The organism is Pedobacter hiemivivus (assembly GCF_005144565.1).
Taxonomy (GTDB): domain Bacteria; phylum Bacteroidota; class Bacteroidia; order Sphingobacteriales; family Sphingobacteriaceae; genus Pedobacter; species Pedobacter hiemivivus.
On sequence record NZ_SWDX01000001.1, the window covers coordinates 770,588 to 789,430 of the forward strand.

The 18,843-nt window shown below is 40.1% G+C and carries 19 protein-coding genes; 15 read left to right on the forward strand and 4 right to left on the reverse strand.

Going from position 1 to position 18,843, the window contains the following annotated elements; translation table 11 throughout:
• Position 1: 1 nt before the first annotated feature.
• The 6 genes from FBD94_RS02960 to FBD94_RS02990 all read left to right on the forward strand — a co-directional run bounded on the left by FBD94_RS02960 (position 2) and on the right by FBD94_RS02990 (position 6,542).
• The gene (locus FBD94_RS02960) at positions 2 to 1,153 is read left to right on the forward strand and encodes an alpha/beta hydrolase (protein WP_136879010.1); all 1,152 of its coding nucleotides are present in this window, start codon (positions 2 to 4) and stop codon (positions 1,151 to 1,153) included.
• Entirely contained in the window at positions 1,095 to 1,580 is a 486-nt protein-coding gene (locus FBD94_RS02965) for a cupin domain-containing protein (protein WP_131609576.1), read from the forward strand. The genes FBD94_RS02960 and FBD94_RS02965 overlap by 59 nt, the downstream gene beginning before the upstream one ends.
• 21 nt (positions 1,581 to 1,601) lie before the next feature.
• Positions 1,602 to 2,087, forward strand: a complete 486-nt coding sequence (locus FBD94_RS02970; protein ID WP_225874725.1) for a cyclophilin-like fold protein — start codon at positions 1,602 to 1,604, stop codon at positions 2,085 to 2,087.
• Between the two features lie 650 nt (positions 2,088 to 2,737).
• A complete protein-coding gene (locus FBD94_RS02975; RefSeq protein WP_131609578.1) occupies positions 2,738 to 3,769 on the forward strand; it encodes a chemotaxis protein CheB in 1,032 nt (343 codons plus the stop codon).
• Positions 3,770 to 4,436: 667 nt separating this feature from the next.
• Positions 4,437 to 5,441 carry a PDDEXK nuclease domain-containing protein gene (locus tag FBD94_RS02985; RefSeq protein WP_131609582.1) on the forward strand — a complete coding sequence of 335 codons (1,005 nt, stop codon included), beginning with the start codon at positions 4,437 to 4,439 and terminating at the stop codon, positions 5,439 to 5,441.
• 114 nt (positions 5,442 to 5,555) lie between these two features.
• The gene (locus FBD94_RS02990; RefSeq protein WP_131609584.1) at positions 5,556 to 6,542 is read left to right on the forward strand and encodes a hypothetical protein; all 987 of its coding nucleotides are present in this window, start codon (positions 5,556 to 5,558) and stop codon (positions 6,540 to 6,542) included.
• Positions 6,543 to 6,872: 330 nt separating this feature from the next.
• Here the strand turns inward: FBD94_RS02990 and FBD94_RS02995 are convergent, their stop codons facing one another.
• The gene (locus tag FBD94_RS02995) at positions 6,873 to 7,499 is read right to left on the reverse strand and encodes a hypothetical protein (protein WP_131609586.1); all 627 of its coding nucleotides are present in this window, start codon (positions 7,497 to 7,499) and stop codon (positions 6,873 to 6,875) included.
• Between the two features lie 222 nt (positions 7,500 to 7,721).
• Here FBD94_RS02995 and FBD94_RS03000 point away from each other — a divergent pair, with 222 nt between their 5' ends.
• The 3 genes from FBD94_RS03000 to FBD94_RS03010 all read left to right on the forward strand — a co-directional run bounded on the left by FBD94_RS03000 (position 7,722) and on the right by FBD94_RS03010 (position 9,331).
• On the forward strand, positions 7,722 to 8,321 hold the full coding sequence (locus FBD94_RS03000; protein WP_205945267.1) for a Crp/Fnr family transcriptional regulator: 600 nt from the start codon (positions 7,722 to 7,724) through the stop codon (positions 8,319 to 8,321).
• Between the two features lie 92 nt (positions 8,322 to 8,413).
• Complete coding sequence (locus FBD94_RS03005) at positions 8,414 to 8,926, forward strand: hypothetical protein (RefSeq protein WP_131609588.1); 513 nt, start codon at positions 8,414 to 8,416, stop codon at positions 8,924 to 8,926.
• Positions 8,927 to 8,941: 15 nt separating this feature from the next.
• On the forward strand, positions 8,942 to 9,331 hold the full coding sequence (locus FBD94_RS03010) for an MmpS family transport accessory protein (RefSeq protein ID WP_136879011.1): 390 nt from the start codon (positions 8,942 to 8,944) through the stop codon (positions 9,329 to 9,331).
• Between the two features lie 312 nt (positions 9,332 to 9,643).
• On the opposite strand, the gene FBD94_RS03015 is transcribed toward FBD94_RS03010, so the two are convergent.
• Together FBD94_RS03015 and FBD94_RS03020 are read right to left on the reverse strand one after the other, a co-directional pair.
• Positions 9,644 to 10,147 carry a GNAT family N-acetyltransferase gene (locus FBD94_RS03015; RefSeq protein WP_131609592.1) on the reverse strand — a complete coding sequence of 168 codons (504 nt, stop codon included), beginning with the start codon at positions 10,145 to 10,147 and terminating at the stop codon, positions 9,644 to 9,646.
• 28 nt (positions 10,148 to 10,175) lie between these two features.
• Positions 10,176 to 11,153: a GlxA family transcriptional regulator gene (locus tag FBD94_RS03020; RefSeq protein ID WP_131609594.1), complete on the reverse strand. Its 978-nt coding sequence runs from the start codon at positions 11,151 to 11,153 to the stop codon at positions 10,176 to 10,178.
• A gap of 135 nt (positions 11,154 to 11,288) precedes the next feature.
• On the opposite strand from FBD94_RS03020, the gene FBD94_RS03025 reads away from it, so the two are divergent.
• On the forward strand, positions 11,289 to 11,750 hold the full coding sequence (locus tag FBD94_RS03025; protein WP_136879012.1) for a DoxX family protein: 462 nt from the start codon (positions 11,289 to 11,291) through the stop codon (positions 11,748 to 11,750).
• Complete coding sequence (locus FBD94_RS03030) at positions 11,716 to 12,087, forward strand: VOC family protein (protein WP_136879013.1); 372 nt, start codon at positions 11,716 to 11,718, stop codon at positions 12,085 to 12,087. Before FBD94_RS03025 ends, FBD94_RS03030 begins: the two co-directional genes overlap by 35 nt.
• On the opposite strand, the gene FBD94_RS03035 is transcribed toward FBD94_RS03030, so the two are convergent.
• Positions 12,084 to 12,338 (reverse strand): hypothetical protein, encoded by a 255-nt coding sequence (locus FBD94_RS03035; protein WP_136879014.1) that lies wholly within the window; start codon positions 12,336 to 12,338, stop codon positions 12,084 to 12,086. The two genes, FBD94_RS03030 and FBD94_RS03035, sit on opposite strands and share 4 nt — an antisense overlap.
• 179 nt (positions 12,339 to 12,517) lie before the next feature.
• On the opposite strand from FBD94_RS03035, the gene FBD94_RS03040 reads away from it, so the two are divergent.
• From FBD94_RS03040 to FBD94_RS03055, 4 genes are all read left to right on the forward strand, one after another.
• Positions 12,518 to 13,120 carry an RNA polymerase sigma factor gene (locus tag FBD94_RS03040; RefSeq protein WP_262710965.1) on the forward strand — a complete coding sequence of 201 codons (603 nt, stop codon included), beginning with the start codon at positions 12,518 to 12,520 and terminating at the stop codon, positions 13,118 to 13,120.
• Positions 13,121 to 13,171: 51 nt separating this feature from the next.
• On the forward strand, positions 13,172 to 14,080 hold the full coding sequence (locus tag FBD94_RS03045; protein WP_136879015.1) for a FecR family protein: 909 nt from the start codon (positions 13,172 to 13,174) through the stop codon (positions 14,078 to 14,080).
• Between the two features lie 182 nt (positions 14,081 to 14,262).
• The gene (locus FBD94_RS03050) at positions 14,263 to 17,397 is read left to right on the forward strand and encodes a TonB-dependent receptor domain-containing protein (protein WP_235884354.1); all 3,135 of its coding nucleotides are present in this window, start codon (positions 14,263 to 14,265) and stop codon (positions 17,395 to 17,397) included.
• 11 nt (positions 17,398 to 17,408) lie between these two features.
• Complete coding sequence (locus FBD94_RS03055; protein WP_136879017.1) at positions 17,409 to 18,839, forward strand: RagB/SusD family nutrient uptake outer membrane protein; 1,431 nt, start codon at positions 17,409 to 17,411, stop codon at positions 18,837 to 18,839.
• Positions 18,840 to 18,843 lie beyond the last annotated feature (4 nt).

Consider the following 18,843-nt stretch of genomic DNA (forward strand, 5'->3'; position numbering starts at 1 on the left):
CATGAAAAAATCAATTCTTATTGCGCTGACTGCAGTCCTTTGTTATAGTACCGCGGGTGCACAATCAACATCAAATCCGGTAGAGATAAAAGAAATATCAGCAAAAGACTATACCACTTTCAAGGTGAGTGACAAGGTTACCTTGTACGCTGTAAAATTCAAAAACCAGTATAACCTGCAAGTGGCCGGACACCTTTTCGTGCCCAAGAACCTGGACAGGAAAACAAAAAATGCAGCCATAGTTGTTGGCCACCCGATGGGCGCGGTAAAGGAACAGAGCGCCGATGTTTATGCTTCTAATATGGCAGACAGGGGCTTCATCACCCTAGCTATTGACCTTTCTTTTTGGGGCGAAAGTCAGGGTGAACCCCGCAATGTAGTGCTTCCAGATATGTATGCCGAAGATTTCAGTGCTGCTGTAGATTTCCTTGGCACGCGGGAGTTTGTAGACAGGGAGCGCATCGGCGTGCTCGGTGTATGTGGAAGTGGAAGTTTTGTCATCAGTGCGGCCAAGATAGATCCAAGGATGAAAGCCATCGCAACAGTCAGCATGTACGATATGGGTTCGGCCAGCCGCAATGCGCTGAACCATTCGCAGACCCTTGAACAGAGGAAAAAAAACCAGGCTGAAGCCGCCGAGCAACGGTATGCTGAATTTTTGGGAGGTGAAACAAAGTATACAGGTGGAACTACCCACCAGCTGGATGAGAACACCCATCCCATACAGCGTGAATTTTATGAATTCTATCGCACACCAAGGGGAGAGTATACGCCAAAAGGCGGATCGCCGAAAACCAGCACGCACCCAACGTTGAGCAGCAATACCAAGTTCAATAACTTTTATCCGTTCAACGATATAGAAACCATTTCTCCCCGCCCTATGCTGTTCATCACCGGGGACAGGGCTCACTCCAGGGAATTTAGCGAGGACGCCTATAAACGTGCAAGCGAGCCAAAAGAACTAGTCATCGTTCCAAATGCCGGCCATGTTGACCTATACGACAAAACCGACCTGATCCCATTCGATAGGCTGGAAGCTTTTTTTACCAAACATCTTAAAGAAACAAATAGTGAAAACATAAAATCAAAAACCGATGAAAACATTATCAATAACCGCAGTAGCTGCCCTATTGCTGCTCAGTATCAGCTGTAGCGCCCAGAATAGCAGCAAGGCAGATCAGAACAAACTGAACTTTATTTTCCCGAAAGGTGAGCTCGGCCCCGCTAAAAATTTCACCGGCAAGGCCTGGAACATCAGCCTTGTTGAAAATGATTCCGTCTACAACACCATTGTCGGCAACGTCTTTTTTGAGCCTGGGGCGAGAAGCAACTGGCACATACATCCCTCAGGCCAGATACTGATCATTACCGATGGTACAGGCTACCATCAGATTAAGGGACAACCGAGACAGACTCTCAAAAAGGGCGATATCGTAAAATGCCCGCCTAATGTAGAACACTGGCATGGAGCAAGTCCCGAGGCCGGCATGCTACAGCAATACATTTTGCCAAAGACAGAAAAGGGCATTGTAACCTGGCTGCAGAAGGTAACCGACGAAGAATATCTCGGTAGTAAATAAATAACTTCTAAAATGAATAACATGAAGCCTCTACTAATAACCTTTATCATGATTTTTTCCTTGTCTTTAAGTATGTCAAGCTGTGGCAAAAATAATGAGCTGGGAACAACACCAGAGAATGCGAATAATACGAACGGGAACACGACTAATCCAGCGGGAAGTAAAATGAAGATTACAATAGGCGCTGTTGTGTTTACAGCTACACTAAGCAACAATGCCACAGGAAATGCCTTTAAAGCGAGATTGCCACTTACTCTAAATATGACCGAGCTGAACAGCAATGAAAAATATTTCGATTTTCAGACCGCATTGCCGTCTAATGCAGCCAACCCCGGAACAATCCAAACGGGAGACCTCTTGCTGTACGGTTCCAATACGTTAGTGCTTTTCTATAAAACATTTTCAACGTCATATCGTTACACGAGTATCGCACGGATCGATAATCCTTCCGGTCTTACCGCTGCGCTGGGAAACGAAAACGTAACGGTAGAGTTTGAACTGGAGTAGAGATGAAGCTTGAAAAGAGATTCTAGCCTTAATAATTAATTTTCACATTTGCCAAATTTTTTGTTCTATTATAATCTGGTCAAGGTACCTTAATCGAAAATCACCTTGATTTTTGGTGTATGATTAAATGAATTTTTTTCTCTCCAAATCATCAATTATAGGCTCTATAAGCAATAAGAAGCGATTTAAATGTTCAAAGTATTCCTGCTGATCGGTACTGTTCTAAGTATGCATGCTTAGGGTATAAACCGTACTTTGAACATTTCAAAGTACGGTTTTTTATATCAAATCGGCCTTGTATGCTATCTCAGCCTTGTTCAAAGTATTCCTGCTCAGGGCTTTTACAATTACGGGGGATTAGCAGATTATGTTTGAACTCTTTTGACCCGAAGATATATTGTGGAGAATATTGCATTTAGCATTGTTCATTAATTGCTTGAGAGCCACTAATTTCCTTTCATATAACATTCGTGGCCCAGTCAAAAGTCACCATAGTTGTTTGAGTGAAGCAGCTTTTAAGTATTCCAATATGCAAACTGGTTGGTATTACTGCCGATATCATGGGTGATGAAACAATTTACCATCTTTTCTTCTTATTAGATAAGCGTTCACAACTTGTGGAATGATTCCTTTATTAAATCCCAACTAATATGAAAATCACTGGAAAGAAAATCGCAGTAAAGGATCTGGACAGATTGATAGTGATTGGCACTTCGGCGGGAGGGCTTGAGGCACTAAAGGAATTTGTTGAACATCTCCCAATTGATTTTCCGGCACCGATTTTAGTAGTGATGCACATCTCGGCAGATGCTACGGGAAACATATTGATAGACACATTAAATACAGTTGGCAAGCTGACATGCCTTCACGCAACTGATGGGATGCAGGCCAAATCTGCGCATATTTATTTTGCACCGCCTGATCATCATATGCTGATTGATTCTAGTGGAAAGTTAATGGTAACAAAAGGGGCTCAAGAAAACCGCTACCGACCCGGGATCGATCCGCTTTTTCGGTCGGCGGCGGTCGCTTATGGCAATAGGGCAATTGGAATTGTACTAACTGGCTATTTGGATGATGGAACTGCTGGACTAATGGCAATTGATAGGTGTGGTGGGATTTGTATTGTACAGGATCCCTCTGATGCGGAATATCCAGATATGCCAAACAACGCACTTGGTCAAGTGAGGGCAGATTTCAAAATCCCCATTTCCCAGATGGGGGTGACCCTAACAAGGATCCTTTTAGATAAGCTCCCAAAAGAAGTGAAGATTCCAAAGGATATTGTTCGAGAGTCTGAGATTGCTGAAAGGGTATTGAGTGACCTTCCTTCAGTAAACGCATTAGGTGATCAGGTACCGTTCAACTGCCCTGGGTGCGGCGGAGTGCTCTGGCAAATTAGTGAAGGACCCTTACTTCGGTTTCGGTGCCATACTGGACATTCCTATACGGCAAAGGCGTTAATTTCCGAACAGACCAAAAAGATTGAGGAAACGATGTGGACGGCGCTTCGCATGTTTGAGGAACGTCGGAATCTTCTGACTACGTTCTCAAAAAGCCAGAGTGGTGCTTCGGCGAAATCTTCGATGGAAAGAGCAGAAGCCTCACAGGTGCATATCGATAGGATCAGAAAAATATTGAAGTCGGATAACAATGGTAAATTGGGAAATATGCCAGATTAGGATTTTAAGACATCAAATCTAAAGCCGCGTTATTTATGTCAATCGTAATTAATGAATTAGCTTATCTCTTGGTAAAAAGTAAGTATGTTACCATATAGGGCAATTGTATTAGTCCCTATGACCCCATTGCTGATTGGTAACTTCTGGGTGCTCCTTGTGCAAAACCTGTTGTGAACTGAATTCTCTGTAAAGTTCATCGATGCCTTCTACCTCGATGCGGCAACTTGCCGTTCCAACGAGAAAGGTTTCAGAGCCCCTCCAAATAGGCTTTAGGAAAAGTATAATGCTTCTAAATTTCCAATACTGCATCCGATTCCAGCCTTAATAATTAACTTTCATATTTGCCAAATTTTTTGTTCTATTATAATCTGGTCAAGGTGTCTAAATCAAAACTGCCTTGATTTTTGATGCTTGATTAAATGAATTTTTTTCTTTCCAAATCCTCGATAATGGGCTCAATAAGCAATAAGAAGCGATTTAAATGTTCAAAGTATTCCTGCTGATCGGTACACATTTTAACACTAGTTAGTATGGTGTTAAAACTTCTTAGGAAAATTATTAAAGGGGTTGCAGGTTAATATCTGCAACCTTTTTAGTTTGGATCAGGTCTGGTCTATTATATCACAGATGTTTGTTCCTCATCGATTGTTTTCTTTAAATTTGAAGTATGACCAATTATATTGAAGAAATCAGAGGTATATTAGCTTCAGCTAGACAAAATGCTTACACTGCTGTGAACACAGCAATGGTGGAGGCATATTGGCTGATTGGAAAACGTATTGTTGAGCAGGAACAGCATGGTGAAGAAAGAGCTGTTTATGGAGAAGGTATTTTGAAAGAACTTTCTAAAGCATTGACAACTGAATTTGGGAAAGGTTTTTCTTATTCTAATTTGCGTAACTTTCGCCAATTTTATCTCACCTACCGCGATAGTGAGATTTGCTACACACTGTGTAGCAAATTGACATGGAGCCATAACCGGTTAATTATGAGGGTTGAAAATGAGGCTGCACGGGGATTTTATTTAAGCGAAGCGGCTGAAGAGAACTGGAGTGTTCGAACCCTGGAGCGGAACATTAACACCTTCTATTATCATAGGCTTCTATCTTCGAATGATAAAACTATAAATCAAAAAGATAGTAAGGTATTACAGAAACAGAGACCTGAAGACTTTATTAAAGATCCATATATTTTTGAATTTCTAAATATTCAGCAACCTGCGACTGCAAATGAGTCTGAAATTGAAACAGCATTAATTGAAAATTTGCAGCAGTTTTTATTGGAGCTTGGAAAAGGCTTCTCCTTTGTTGGCAGACAGTTTAGGATAAGTACGGAGATAGATCATTTTTTTATTGATCTGGTCTTTTATAATTATTTACTTAAATGTTTCGTTTTGATTGATCTAAAAGCTGGGAAACTTACTCATCAGCATGTTGGTCAAATGGACATGTACAGACGAATGTTTGACGATCTAAAGAAACCAGAAGGTGATAATCCAACAATAGGTATTATCCTTTGCACGGAAAAAAGTGAAACTGTAGTGAAATATTCTGTGATTAATGATAATCCCAGACTCTTCGCTACTAAATACATGCCTTTTTTACCTACAGAAGAGGAGCTTATAGCAGAAATTGAACGTGAGAAAGTAAAACTCAATCTATTTAATAGTTAATCTAGCATTAGCTTTGTTTTTCGATTGGAGCATCAGAAAATTCTTTATATAACGTGAAAGGGCGTTAATCAATAGTTTAAATTAGAGGAATTGTTTAATAGGTAAGCTGCAATTATGACACGACAAACATTTAAAACAAATTACTTAAAAACAATTGATTGGCTTAACGGCGATATTGTAGATTGGGTTTCTGCAGGGCAGCTATATTCTTCTGATGGGCAACAAAGACAAATTGCAAAGTATCATTATGCTTTTGGTTTCGACGCTTCAATTACTTCTCAGAATGGGCAATATGCTTTTATTTATAAACGTCTAGGAACAAAAGGCATTTTATTGAAAGATGGCGAAATAATACGGGAGATTAATCGCACCCATTATAATGCAGAGACCTATGAATTTCCGGCGGCATTTGTAACTGTTGACAATGAGACTTACTTAGTTCATTGCCCAATTGATTATTGTCGACTTGACTTTGAAAATGTAGAAACAGGTGAAGTTGTTTCAAATATTCCAGGAAGAAATCCATCAGATATTTTTCACTCAAGACTTTCAATTAGTCCGGATAACAAGTATTTAATGGTATGCGGTTGGGCATGGCATCCCGTTGATACAGTTGAATTATTTGAGATAGAAGAATGTTTAAAAAATCCACAGCTATTGGACAAAAGTTTTTTATATCCAAACTTTGGGACTGAAATAAATTCAGCTAGCTTTATAGACAACGATAGCATACTTATTGCTTCAACAGATGAAGAGCCTTTCGATGATGAAGTGCCGCCACTTTTACCACAAAAGCATCTTGCAATTTGGAACTTTATTAAAAATGAAATTACATCACCAATAAAAGTCAAAGGGGAATTTGGAAATTTATTCGCAATAAATGAAAGACAAGCCTGGGATATGTTTAAGTTTCCGAAAATCATAAACATTCAAACAGGTGAAATAGAAAGTAAATTAGAAGAAATTGATTCTGGACTTCAAACATCTTCAATTATTTATGGAGATATTGAAAAATCACCTCAGATTTGCTTTAACAGAGAGACGTCTCAAATTGCAGTTCGAGTAAATAGTACGACTATTGAAGTGCTTAGTCCAACGTAATATCGTCGATTACACAGCCCGAAGAATAAAGATTTTTTACAAATTGTTGCAGAATAAACGTCAAGGAATAGTTTATTATCATTTACTTTCGTATTGTAAATAGTTTTGGGATTTATGAACATCCCGGATTTTCTTCATGTCCTCAATGAAGCAGTTCGTTAAATAAGAATTTAGGAGTACATCCAACCTATCCAATATTGGATAAGTTTTCCGAAAATAATCGTATTGGAAATTTAAAAAGGCCTTCAGGGATCTCTGAAGGCCTTTTTAATGCAGGCAATTAAGCAGCGTTATGTTACTAATCGAAATATACACTTAACCTTCGCAAAATTACCAGAAATTATATCCAAAATGTAATCCCGGCTGCCCGAAGAAGAATTTTGACCATCTATCGTCAACCTGTTTAAACGAATCAGGCATTGTTGATTGATAGGGACGATGAGTCATTGCTATTGAAGGTTGAAAAAAAAGCCTATCCTTGAAAAGTTTAATATGATAACCAATGGAATAAGTGTTAAAGATTTGAAAGCCATTGTCAATCTTATTACCGTTATCATTTACAAAGCTTTGCCAAGCAGGCATCACGTCAACTTGAGCAAAAAGATGCTTCCATAAAAACCTTTGATAATTAAGTGAAACTCCGTGTTCACGAATATAACCTGGAAACCCTTCTCCTTCTGCTTCAAATGATTTTCCATAAGGAATGCCAATTGGCCAGGCATATTTCCAAGTTTTAAATTCAATTGAAATTACATCCTTTCCTGTAATGCGATAACCTAAGTTCAGATAAACCATACCAGGCGGATTATTGTCAGCTACTACATTAGCTATCATAAATAAGGTACTGCCTATAAAATACTTTCTATAAGTACTGTCTTGTTTGGAATATTGAGCTTTAACTTGTATAGTGCTTGCCATCATTAAAATCAAGGCGAACCATAAAATTTTCTTTTGCATATCAATACATTAGTTGTTAAACGATAATGCAAAGGTAGATTGGCGAGATGCCATAACTCGTTCACTTAAGTTAAGAAATGAACCTTACCCTGTATTTTTCTCTATAATCCTTGCTTTTAACCTGCTTAATGATTGTGGTTTTATGAAATAAATTTTTGACGGCAATTAATATGTCATCAAGAAATATTAAATTGACACCTGTATCGCCTAAATATTAAAAAAATGCAATTGACTAATGATAAAATGGATCAAATCCTGTTAAATTTTTTAGCGAGATATGTAATCCTGTCTGAAGAGGAGCAAAATGTTATTATAGATTTAGCCATTTTTAAAAGTTTTAAGAAAGGAACAATTTTATTGAAAGAGGGTCAACTCTCAAAGGATGCCTATTTTGTGCTTCAAGGATGCATCAGGTGCTATTATATGGTTGATACGGAAGAAAAGACTACTGCTTTTTATACCGAGTCTGAAACTCTTAACCCTCCAGGCGTATTAAACCATACCCCATCTGAATATTATGTTGATTGTCTTGAGGACTCTATTTTGATTGTAGCTAGTTCAGAAACAGATGAAGAACTTTTTGCAAAATACCCTATCTTAGAAAAACTGTGTCGTCTTGTTTCCGAAGATTTACACTCAAAAAGTCAAATAGCATTTGATAATTTTAAGATTTCTACACCAGAACAACGCTATTTGAATTTGCTAGAAATAAGGCCGGATTTGGCTCAAAGAATCCCTCAATACTATTTAGCGAGTTATTTGGGTATCACTCCGCAATCTTTAAGTAGAATGAGAAAGAGGCTGGTTAGAAAAGCCTCTTAAATTTACGACACCAAATCGTTTCTTAACTTAAGGTAACGAGTTTAGGCTTTTATCATTTTTATGTTTGCATAGAACTATTAAAAATGATAAAAATGAAAATTGCTAACATCCTTATCCTGGTATTTTTTACGACCACAACATTGTTCGCCCAAGAGAATGGGGCCTTTAAAAAAGGAAATAAATTACTCAATATCGGTATTGGCGTAAACTCCTCTTATGACGGAGGCATACCTGTCGGTCTTTCTTATGAACAGGGGATCACAGGTAGCATCAGCATTGGTGCAAATGCAGATTATCTCTCAAATGAATACCTGTCCCTCAAATTTACAGCCATTTACTTTGGCGTAAGAGCCTCTTATCATGTTAATCAATTATTAAAAATTAACAGTGACAAGATAGATTTATATGGAGGGCCAACCCTTGGCTACAGAAGTTTTTCCTGGGAAGACAATGGTAAAGACCTGGGCGATAGTTACGGAAGCGGACTGTTTCTGGGCGCATACGTTGGGGGCAAATACTTCTTCCGCAATAACCTTGGCGCATTCACTGAGCTTGGCGCTATAGGCAGTACCAATGCCAGAATTGGAATAGCACTTAAATTTTAATTAAAAACATACCTTATGAAAAAGTCAATTTTTACACTACTAATGGTAGTCACAGTTTTTGTTTCCTGCAAGAAGAATTCAGATAAAAAGCCTGATAACAACTCGCGCACAGTTCGTTATGAGATCACAGGAGCTTTTTCGGGACCAACACTGATGGTGTCATATACGACTGCTACAGGTGGTACGGCAAATGATCCGGTCGCATCGCTTCCATGGACAAAAGAAATTACTTACGCTACAAATGTAGCTGCAGCCATTGTTGCAATATCAGGAAATGGAGGAGTAGCTGGTCAAAAAGTAACAATTGTGGTCAAGAGAGGAGGCAGTCAGGTAGGAGCACCAATTGATGCCGTGGCTGATGCCTCAGGAAGTTTCTCTAAATCTGCTCCGGCTATAGTTTTTTAAAGTCATCTTATCCAATGTTGGATTAGCCATGAATAAGAATCATTGTTTGTTGAATGCCAAAAGCATTTGAATTGTTTCAAAATTGATTAGTTACTTAAATGCAAATTTTCTTGTTCTATATTCTAATGTTAACCGTGGTGAGCTCGTTAGCATTTATGATGCAAACTTCCAATTTTATATAAACCCTTTACTTTTCAAGTCTTGAATAATTGGATCCAGAATCATGCAGAAGCGTTCCAGATGTTCAAAGTAATCTTCCTTTACGGTACAAGCCTTCTTTGCATTAGCAGAGGAGGCTTTCTTTTTTATGTTTTAATCCGCTGAAGCTACTATTTGCTCGTTATAGATCATCTTATGGATATGGTAACTTACTCCTTCGTGAAACATTATTTTATGTAACTCAGGTAATAATTTGAAGCCAACCGACTCGTAACACCTAATTGCTATATGATTCTTTTCCCAGGTAAAAAGCTCAATGGTATCCGTATTGTAAAGTCGCTTGCACTCTCCCAATAGTAATTTAATAAAGTATCTTCCCAATCCCTGACTTCGAAGTGATGGTTCGCCAACAAGAATCCGGGCCAGCCTCGGATACCCACTTTCTTGGGGAATGATCTCTCCAAAAGCAAAAGGCGATCCATCAATCGTATAGCCAATATAGAGATGACGATCCGGATACATGGTTTGGTAATCAACTATTTTTTGTTCCCTGAGTGGAAACGTAAAGTCTGTGCCTGAGAATTGAAGTAAAAGCTCTGCATCAGTTACCCAAGATTCTAGTAATCTAAAGTCCGAACTATCGTATGGTTTAATCATGTTATGCCAAATCGGTATTTAAGGGCGCTTACACCTCGTGCGCTACCCTTGCAAACTTATTCCTATACTCAATTGGCGTAAGTCCTGTAATCTTCTTAAATGTATCTCTAAATGCTTTTGTATCCGTATAGCCTACATCAAACATTATTTCCGTTATATTTTTTCTAGAAGCTTCAAAAAACTTTTTTGCAGCTTCAATTCTCACTCTTTGTAAATACTCCAAGGATGTATTGTTAGTCGCCGCTTTAAATCTTCTTTCAAATGTTCTACGACCTTTATTAATTAAACTTGCTAACGTTTCTATGGTTATTCTATCTTCATAGTGTTTCTCAATATGATCCTGTACTTTTTGAATTTCGGGATCACCATGGTTTCTTTGACCTTTGAACATCGCGAATTGGGATTGGCTATCTCTCCCAATGTCCAAAGCAAAATATTTTGAAATCATTACAGCTGTTTCTCTATCGGCGTATTTTTCAATCAGGTATAATATTAAATTCCATAAACTGCTTGCCCCGCCACTGCTGTAAATATTATCGTGTTCTGTTATTATAGCTCCATCTTCTACTTCCACCTCTGGATATCTTTCTCTAAAATCATCAATATGAGCCCAATGGGTGGAACATTTTTTGCCATTGAGTAAACCTGTCTCGGCTAAAAGAAAAGCACCAATACATAAGCTGGCAAGACTTGAACCATTTTGATATAGCTTTTTAAAATAGGGTATTGCTTCTGCATTGGCCAGTATTCCTTTGGTGGTATCGCCAAAGGTAGGGGGGATAATCAATAAGTCTGTTTCAGTAACATCCTTGAGTAACCTATTGGTTTTAACGGTGTATTCTCCATTGTTTGCCGGTACATACTCGTTTAAACCCACGTATTCTACTTCAAAAATGGGTTTTTTACCAAATGTGGTTAAAAACTCATTGGCAGTATTAAAGCTTCTAAAGGGAGGTGTAACTGCTTCAATTACCCCATACTCAGGTACAAAGATTGAAATTCGCATATCAATTATAAGATTAAGGTACTAAGCTACGAAAATACTTTTGTCATGATTCACCCCTAAAGTTGTCATTTTTACAACAGACTTGATTTTATATCCTGGTGTAACTTTGAATAGTAAACTTAATAAACAAAAACAATGGCAGAAGTAACAAGAATTACGGTAGAAGCAGCAACACATGTTCCCGTAGCAAAAAACAGGAAGAAGAATAAAGTAATCTTTTGGGTAGCAACAGGTATCATAGTACTTTGGGAGGGTATAATGCCGCTTGGAACCATGTTATTTGCTCCAGATTATCTGAATGCTGGTACAAAACCTTTGGGCTATCCAGATTATTTTGCCTATACACTTGTCATCTGTAAAGTACTTGGCGTTTTTGCCATTTCTTACCCTACAATACCAGCTAAGCTAAAGGAGTGGGCCTATGCAGGGCTTACTTTTAATTTAATCTTTGCCTTCATCAGTCATGCCTGTGTCGATAAGAACATTAGTTATATGCTATTGCCACTGGTGGTATTGGGTATCCTTGTTCTTTCTTATCGATATAACAATAAAATTCAGCGTAATGGGGGTGTTCATAACATTTTCGGGGAATTGTAAAAAAGCGCTCAGCTTTTACCAAACCTGTTTTGGGGGACTATTGCAATTTGAGACTTTTGAAAAAGAAGTGCCCGGTTATACTGAAATGCCAGTTGTTAGTGGATCGCTAGTCTCTGATAGGGTAATTATTTATGGTTCGGACCTGGTACACAACGAAGGACGAAAACTAGGGAATTATATATCTATTTTTTTGCACTGTGAAAATACCAATGATAGAAAAGAGCTTATTGAAAAACTGGAATTTGATCATCATAATTCTTTACTAAAGAATTATGATGATCAAAAACTAATTGAAGTCACTGATGCTTTTGATGTGAGGTGGATACTTGGCATTTAGTGCTTCAAGGCGTCGGGAGCCTTTTCTTCAACTGTTGTTTCTATAAGAGTTGATTTATCGATCTTTATTTCTTTTGAAAGTTTTTTTGCTAGTTGCTTTGACCCCTTTTCGATTTCTTTCGTTAGTTTTTTGGAATCCTGCCCCAGTTTACCTGTAATGGAAGTAAGCTCGTTGATCAGGTCTGATTTTATGGTATTTTTAATTGATTTTTTGGCTGATTTAACCAGCTTTTTTAATTTTTGTTTTTTCATAATTTTGAAATTGTCGCTAAGTTAAGTCATGAAATAGTTAATTTAATATTATGTTTATGTTAAGTCGGTAGATTGTAATTAACATGAACAACAAAAGGATAAAAAAGAAAGCAAATGCTTAATGTCCAGTTCATAATCCGTCCATACTTTTGTGTCAGATTATGAAAGAATTATCTGATATGGATTTAATTGCGCTTCTCCACGTAGATGATCATCAGGCTTTTGCAGAACTGACGCGGAGGTACTGGCAGGATCTTTTTAGGCATGTTTGTGTGAAAATCAAAAACACAGAAGAAGCAAAGGATATCATTCAGGAGATCTTTTTGGGTGTCTGGAAAAATCGTGCTCAAATCCGTTGTGATGATCAGGGCCGCTTGTCTTCTTACTTGTACAAGTCAGCTAAGTATGCGTCGATAAATTATTTCACCAGGCCGGGGGTCGCCATCAGGGCTGTGGAGGTATTCGAAGAGATGTTGGCCTATCCGGCTGCCGCAAAGTCAGATGAAGGACTGTTGATCAAGGAATTGCACAGCGTAGTAGATGCTGAATTAAATGAACTCCCAGATCGCCTGCAACTACCTTACCGATTGAGCAGGGAACAACATTTATCAATAAGAGAAATCGCGCTCCGCTTGTCGGTTTCCGAACAGACTGTCAAGAACAACATAACGGATGTCCTCAACCGGATCAGGTTCCGACTGGGGAAATACAACTCCGATCCTAACATTATTTTCATCATCGCATCGCTCTCGGTACTGAGTAGTTATGAATTGATGTTTTGATAACATTCTCTTAAAGTACTACTAGTGCTCTTTTGTGATGTGTAGTGTAGGATGTTAGAAAATAAAAGAGAGAAAGAACTCAAAGAAATCCTTAAAAGGTATATTAGTCATCAGGCTTCTCCTACTGAAGTGGAAGCCGTCGATCATTGGTACGATCTGCTCGACGTATCGGATGCGAAAACTCAGTCCTTAAGCCAACGCAAACAGCCAAAAATAAAATCATTGTACATCTGGACATCGGCTGCATGCATTTGCTTAATGACAGCTTTTGCCGCCTGGTTTTATGTCGGGCCTGGTGGAACTCCCCCTTTAGATATGCTCATCAGTACGGCTGCTACAGAACGTAAAGAAGTGACACTGACAGATGGAACTGTCGTGATGCTAAATACCGGGACGGAACTGCTGGTTTCTGGAAACTTCGGGAAAGAGGAGCGAGGGGTGATTCTGAAAGGAGAAGCCTACTTCAAAGTGGCTAAAAATCCTCATAAACCTTTCATCATTCAATCCGGACAGCTTAGAACCAGGGTGCTTGGAACTGCTTTTAATATTAGTGCCTATCCTGACAGGGAAAGGATTAAGGTCTCAGTGCTGACGGGTCTTGTAAAGGTATCGCAGGTGAAAGGTAAATCAGAGACGATTCTGGCTGAGCAGATGAGTGCCAATCAGACGATCAGCTTTTTCAGAAAGACAGGGAAAATTGAAATGAATAGTGAAGATGCATTATTGATCACTTCCTGGAAAGACAATAAGCTATATATCGACAATGCGTCGATAACCGACATTGCAGAGCAACTTAAAGGTTTCTATCACCTGGAAGTAAAAGACCTGAGTCAGGCAAGTCGCAAAGATAGGTACACCATTCGTTTCAATAGAGAATCTATGAAGGCAGTACTGGAAATATTGACACAACTTACCAAAAGGGAGTTTGAGTATGGCAACAAGCAAATCACCATTAAATAAAACGCTATGTAAAAGATAGGATATGAAAAAACCGGATATGCGTCAACATCCCGGTTTCAGACGGAGCCCTGTAGCAGCGCTCCGGTATTTCAATGAATTCGTAAAACATTAAAAACAAATCAAATATGCAAAAATTTTACCCGGGTTGCAAATACCCGCTATGGTCATTATTTAATCTAAAAATGAAGTTAACGATAGCCCTTCTCTTTTTTTCTAACTTGCTCATCTATGCTGGTCCCATCTCGGGACAATCGATGCATGAGGTAAAGATCAGCCTGTTTGCCAAGGAAATGCCGATTCAGGAAGTAATTAGCTTGATTGAAAAACAAAGTCATTTTGTTATTGGCTACAAAAACATGGAAGCCATGCAGCATAGAAAAATTACCATCGATGTAAAAGGAAAATCCATCGCAGCGATCTTGAATGAGTTGATGGCACCGGCAAGTATTGAAATTAAACAGATCAGTGACAAATACATTATCATGAATCCTAAGAGAAATCTGACACCTACTGTTATATCTGGGTTGATCAAGGATAAAAGAACTGGTAAGACCATTCCTGGCGTCAGCATTAAGGTAAAGGGTACTATGATTGGTACCCAAACTGATATTGATGGTGTTTACAGTCTTTCTGTTAAAGAAGACAGACAACGTTTTACGCTGGTGGTTTCCTACATCGGCTACAAGTCGCAGGAATTTAACTTCGAGCGTTCTGTAGCCAATATGAATCAGAATGTACAAATGGAAGAAGATCGCCTGGGGCTGGATGAGGTGGTCGTAACTGGTCAGGGTATTGATGTGAGCAAACGCCGTCTTTCGACCAATGTGGTCAGTATTAGTGGTGCAGATATTGAAAAAACGCCAGGCAGTCGCATCGATCAGCTGCTGCAGTCGAAATTGCCAAATGCTCAGATCAGGCTCACTGGCGGACAAGCTGGTTCTACCTCCATCATACGTGCACGTGGTGTGGTCTCCGCATTTATGAATTCTACGCCTGTAGTATATGTGGATGGGGTACGTATGGATAACTTGAATACACCATCAACATTGGGAGGTGGTGCTGCTTCTGGTGCGGGAGTGAGTGCATTGGCAGATATCCCGATGGACAACATCGAGAAGATCGAATATATTAACGGTGGCGCGGCTACTACTTTATATGGTTCGGATGCAGCCAACGGGGTGATCCAGATCATTACCAAAAAAGGTGGTTCAGAACGCACCGCAATCACTGTAAATGTTGAAGTAGGACCAGAAGCTTCTACGAATGATTTTCTGCATTTTAAAAGAACGAAGGATATGCTTTTTGAAAGCGGCATGTTTCAAAAATACAATGTTGGTATCAACGGTAGTAAAGGTGGTTTGGGATATAGTTTTACTGGTGGTTACCTAAACAGCTCTGGCGTGCAGATCATGGACCAGAATGCGAATAGGCGAATTGACATGCGCTCCGGATTTAGAGCCAATATTGGCGATAAGGTAACTTACGAAAGCAGTTTTACGTTCGTCAACAATAGTTTCAAAAGAAGCAGAAATGGTAATCAAGGTGGATATACAGGGCTTTGGTTCCTGGAAAGCGGCGCTTCAAAAATTAGTGGTCCGCTTAAAAAACCGATGATCGATGACTTAAGTGAGGCAGATTTCCAAACATTGAATGCTTATGTGAGGGAAGCCGAACGTTTGCAGGATAATGAGATAGTGGTGAACCGTTTTCAGACTTCTCAAACATTCAATTACCGTCCTGTGGAAAGCTTAATGATCAAGGCAGTAGGGGGTATCGACTATCGGACTACCAGAAATAAGGTGATTACAACCAATCAATACATCACACACACCACAGGCAATCTGAGCACAGCTGGTGGAAGCATCAGTAATGCCGATAGAAAATACTGGGGTCTGACGCTGGAGCTGAACGGGCAACACAAAGCGGAACTGGGTGATTTCTCTTTCGTTACAACTTTCGGCGGACAACTTTTCCGAAATGAGGACCGTCAGGTAGCTTATAATGGTACTAATGTAAGAGATGGTATGCGCGACATCAGTAAGGTTGGCGCAACTACTTCCAATGAGGTGCTAACTGAAGTTGTCAATTACGGACTTTACGTTCAAGAGAATTTGGGTTTCAAAAACAAGTTTTTTATTGATCTTGGTTTAAGGGGCGATGGAAATACCGCTTTCGGTAAGGAAGTAGGTGTGCAATATTATCCTAAAGTTGGTTTCGCTTACATCCCTACTGCCGAGCCTGGCTTTGAGGATGCGCTTCCTTTCATTTCATCAGCGAAGCTGAGAGGTAGTTATGGTTTGGCTGGAAATTTCCCTCCGCCCTTCAGAAATGAAAGACTTATAGATTTCGCAAGTTACCTGGGCGCATTAGGCGCTTCTTTGGGTACACCTAAAGTGGATTTGAAACCGGAGAAAACGGCTACCCTGGAGCTTGGTCTGGACCTCGGTTTATTGCAGGATCGACTGGTATTGAGCGCGGGAATTTACCATAGTATCACCAAAGATGCCTTGTTCACTGTCCCTGCCACACCTTCTACAGGTGAGATTGCCACCATCAGAAACGTAGGTGAAATACTAAACAGAGGTGTAGAGTTAAGCATGAACGCTACTCCTATAAAGACCAAAGACCTCTCTCTTTCCGTAAATGTATCGGTAAATACTGCTTATAACAAGGTCTTGAGTTCCATGGGTAGTCCACCTTTTAATTTGAACGGTTTCAGCGAGCGTACCATTCAGACGGTAGTGCAGGAAGGCTTCCCTGTAGGATTCATCCGTGCTGGTACTGGTACCTTCGGTGCAGACGGTGTGATGGATTCAACCACCCCGCTGCAATTTTTGGGCAGTACCATTCCTGATCTATACGGTAGCATGGGCCTTAACCTCCAATTTAAAGATTTCAATTTCTTTGCCAATGCCGATTATCAATCGGGGGCATACGCAAGCAACTGGGATAAGCAGTTCCGATTTAATTATGGTGCTGGCAACGAAGGAATACCTCAGGGAGAGATCGATAAAAATGGAAGGGCCAACTGGCTCAACTTTACCAATATGTTCGTAGAGAAAACAGATTTCATTAAAGTGCGGACCATCGGTGCCAGCTATCTTTTCCGTGGTCCTAAATTGGGCAAAACCATCAAAAACCTAACGCTTGGTTTCAGCGTAACCAACCCGCTAAATTTCGCTTCTTCTACTTTCGATCCGGAGAATACCACCAGTGGGAGTGCACAGGGACAAGGTAGAGCAACTACAGGCGGGGTCTCTTATGCAACTTACTCTGCTCCACGTCAATTTTTAGGTTCTGTTAAAGTTAATTTCTAATGTTCATTAAGATGAAAAAATATATGTTTTATCCCGCATTGGCCCTGGTGCTGATGCTGGGCAGTTGTGAGTTGGTCGAAGTTGAAAACCCAAATGTTAAGGAAGATAGCTTCATTGGTTCAGGTAATTCAGCAGTTGAATGGACGGATGGTATGCGCCGCCAAATGAGTTTGATGGTGGCCTCAAACACGGAATTTACTGAACTGGTGTCCGATAATTATTTCAATAACTACACGGCAAGCAGTAAGGTATTCGATATCCCTCAAATCAATTTCTTTGACCAGGATGTTGCCAATATCCAGGCAGGGATTCACCGTACCATGGAGATGTGCGATTACGGACTTACCAAAGTATTGCCTGCCGATGCTGGATCTAAACCACTGCAGCGCGCTGAACTGCTGATGTATAAGGCTTACACACACCTGCTGGCTGCGGAGCTTTTTGTAGGAATGCCTGCGACAGTCTTAGGTGAAGTGCTTTCCCCGGAAGTACACCGTAATACTGCGATTACTTTATTAAATGATGCGCAGCCCTTGTTTACAGATGCCAATGATCGCCTGGTGTGTGCACTGCTCCGCGCCCGGGCTTATTATGGTTTGGGAAATGCAGCTCAGGCCCGCACTGAAGCAAACACTGCCATCCAGAATCCGCTTTTGCTCAGACAAGTATTGTATGGTACAACGAATGGACCAGGTAATGGTTTCCAGGCCAATATCTTCACGACAAGCGGTGCAAATCCTTTTGCACCACTTCCCAGACTCGATTTCCTGGATCCTAAGTATTTCAATACCAACCAAACTGCAGCGCTGGACCAAAAACCCATCGCGATCGCCAAAGCTGAAGAAGCTTACCTGATCATCGCTGAGGCAATGGTGTCTTCAAATGATTTGAGCGGCGCCAGGACTACCTTAAAAAATATGCTGACAGAATGCGTTTCCAAAAGGGCAACGACCAGTCTGAGCGATAAAGCGGAGACCCGCAACGGGGGCAATAAGGTGTATCCGGTAACTGCTATGAAAGTGAAATTTGATGCTGCATCTGCTGAGAAAGATGGATACATCCTCAACAGACAAACCGGCAATATCACTGCTTATCAGGTTTCTGGTACTAAAGTCACCGCTGCGGAGATTGATGCAGCAAATACACAGGATGAAATGCTGTACCTGGTATACTTGCTTAGACAAGAGGTCTTTATGGCAGAAGGTCGCCGGATGACAGATCTCGGTATCCGCTTCCCCGTATCTGAGCGCGAGCGACTAGGCAATAGCAACGTGAAACCTGAACACACGCAAGCAATCATGCCGTCCTTTATCCCTAAAAACCGTGAAATGGACGATTTCGAAATCAATACTGCGACAGGTGTGGTGACCATAAAGCACGACATGAACAAAGTACTGGTACAGCACAAAACGGCCGCTGGTATCATGCCATTTATCAATTAAATAC

Excerpts from the sequence above, each read along its gene's own strand:
- FBD94_RS03010 (WP_136879011.1), top strand. The coding sequence starts at position 8,942 with ATGAAAAAGTCAATTTTTACACTACTAATGGTAGTCACAGTTTTTGTT.
- FBD94_RS02995 (WP_131609586.1), bottom strand. The coding sequence starts at position 7,499 with ATGCAAAAGAAAATTTTATGGTTCGCCTTGATTTTAATGATGGCAAGC.
- FBD94_RS03000 (WP_205945267.1), top strand. The coding sequence starts at position 7,722 with ATGCAATTGACTAATGATAAAATGGATCAAATCCTGTTAAATTTTTTA.
- FBD94_RS03030 (WP_136879013.1), top strand. The coding sequence starts at position 11,716 with ATGGGGGTGTTCATAACATTTTCGGGGAATTGTAAAAAAGCGCTCAGC.
- FBD94_RS02975 (WP_131609578.1), top strand. The coding sequence starts at position 2,738 with ATGAAAATCACTGGAAAGAAAATCGCAGTAAAGGATCTGGACAGATTG.
- FBD94_RS02970 (WP_225874725.1), top strand. The coding sequence starts at position 1,602 with ATGAAGCCTCTACTAATAACCTTTATCATGATTTTTTCCTTGTCTTTA.
- FBD94_RS03015 (WP_131609592.1), bottom strand. The coding sequence starts at position 10,147 with ATGATTAAACCATACGATAGTTCGGACTTTAGATTACTAGAATCTTGG.
- FBD94_RS03055 (WP_136879017.1), top strand. The coding sequence starts at position 17,409 with ATGAAAAAATATATGTTTTATCCCGCATTGGCCCTGGTGCTGATGCTG.
- FBD94_RS03045 (WP_136879015.1), top strand. The coding sequence starts at position 13,172 with ATGTTAGAAAATAAAAGAGAGAAAGAACTCAAAGAAATCCTTAAAAGG.
- FBD94_RS03005 (WP_131609588.1), top strand. The coding sequence starts at position 8,414 with ATGAAAATTGCTAACATCCTTATCCTGGTATTTTTTACGACCACAACA.
- FBD94_RS03035 (WP_136879014.1), bottom strand. The coding sequence starts at position 12,338 with ATGAAAAAACAAAAATTAAAAAAGCTGGTTAAATCAGCCAAAAAATCA.
- FBD94_RS02965 (WP_131609576.1), top strand. The coding sequence starts at position 1,095 with ATGAAAACATTATCAATAACCGCAGTAGCTGCCCTATTGCTGCTCAGT.
- FBD94_RS03050 (WP_235884354.1), top strand. The coding sequence starts at position 14,263 with ATGAAGTTAACGATAGCCCTTCTCTTTTTTTCTAACTTGCTCATCTAT.
- FBD94_RS03040 (WP_262710965.1), top strand. The coding sequence starts at position 12,518 with ATGGATTTAATTGCGCTTCTCCACGTAGATGATCATCAGGCTTTTGCA.
- FBD94_RS03025 (WP_136879012.1), top strand. The coding sequence starts at position 11,289 with ATGGCAGAAGTAACAAGAATTACGGTAGAAGCAGCAACACATGTTCCC.
- FBD94_RS02985 (WP_131609582.1), top strand. The coding sequence starts at position 4,437 with ATGACCAATTATATTGAAGAAATCAGAGGTATATTAGCTTCAGCTAGA.
- FBD94_RS03020 (WP_131609594.1), bottom strand. The coding sequence starts at position 11,153 with ATGCGAATTTCAATCTTTGTACCTGAGTATGGGGTAATTGAAGCAGTT.
- FBD94_RS02990 (WP_131609584.1), top strand. The coding sequence starts at position 5,556 with ATGACACGACAAACATTTAAAACAAATTACTTAAAAACAATTGATTGG.
- FBD94_RS02960 (WP_136879010.1), top strand. The coding sequence starts at position 2 with ATGAAAAAATCAATTCTTATTGCGCTGACTGCAGTCCTTTGTTATAGT.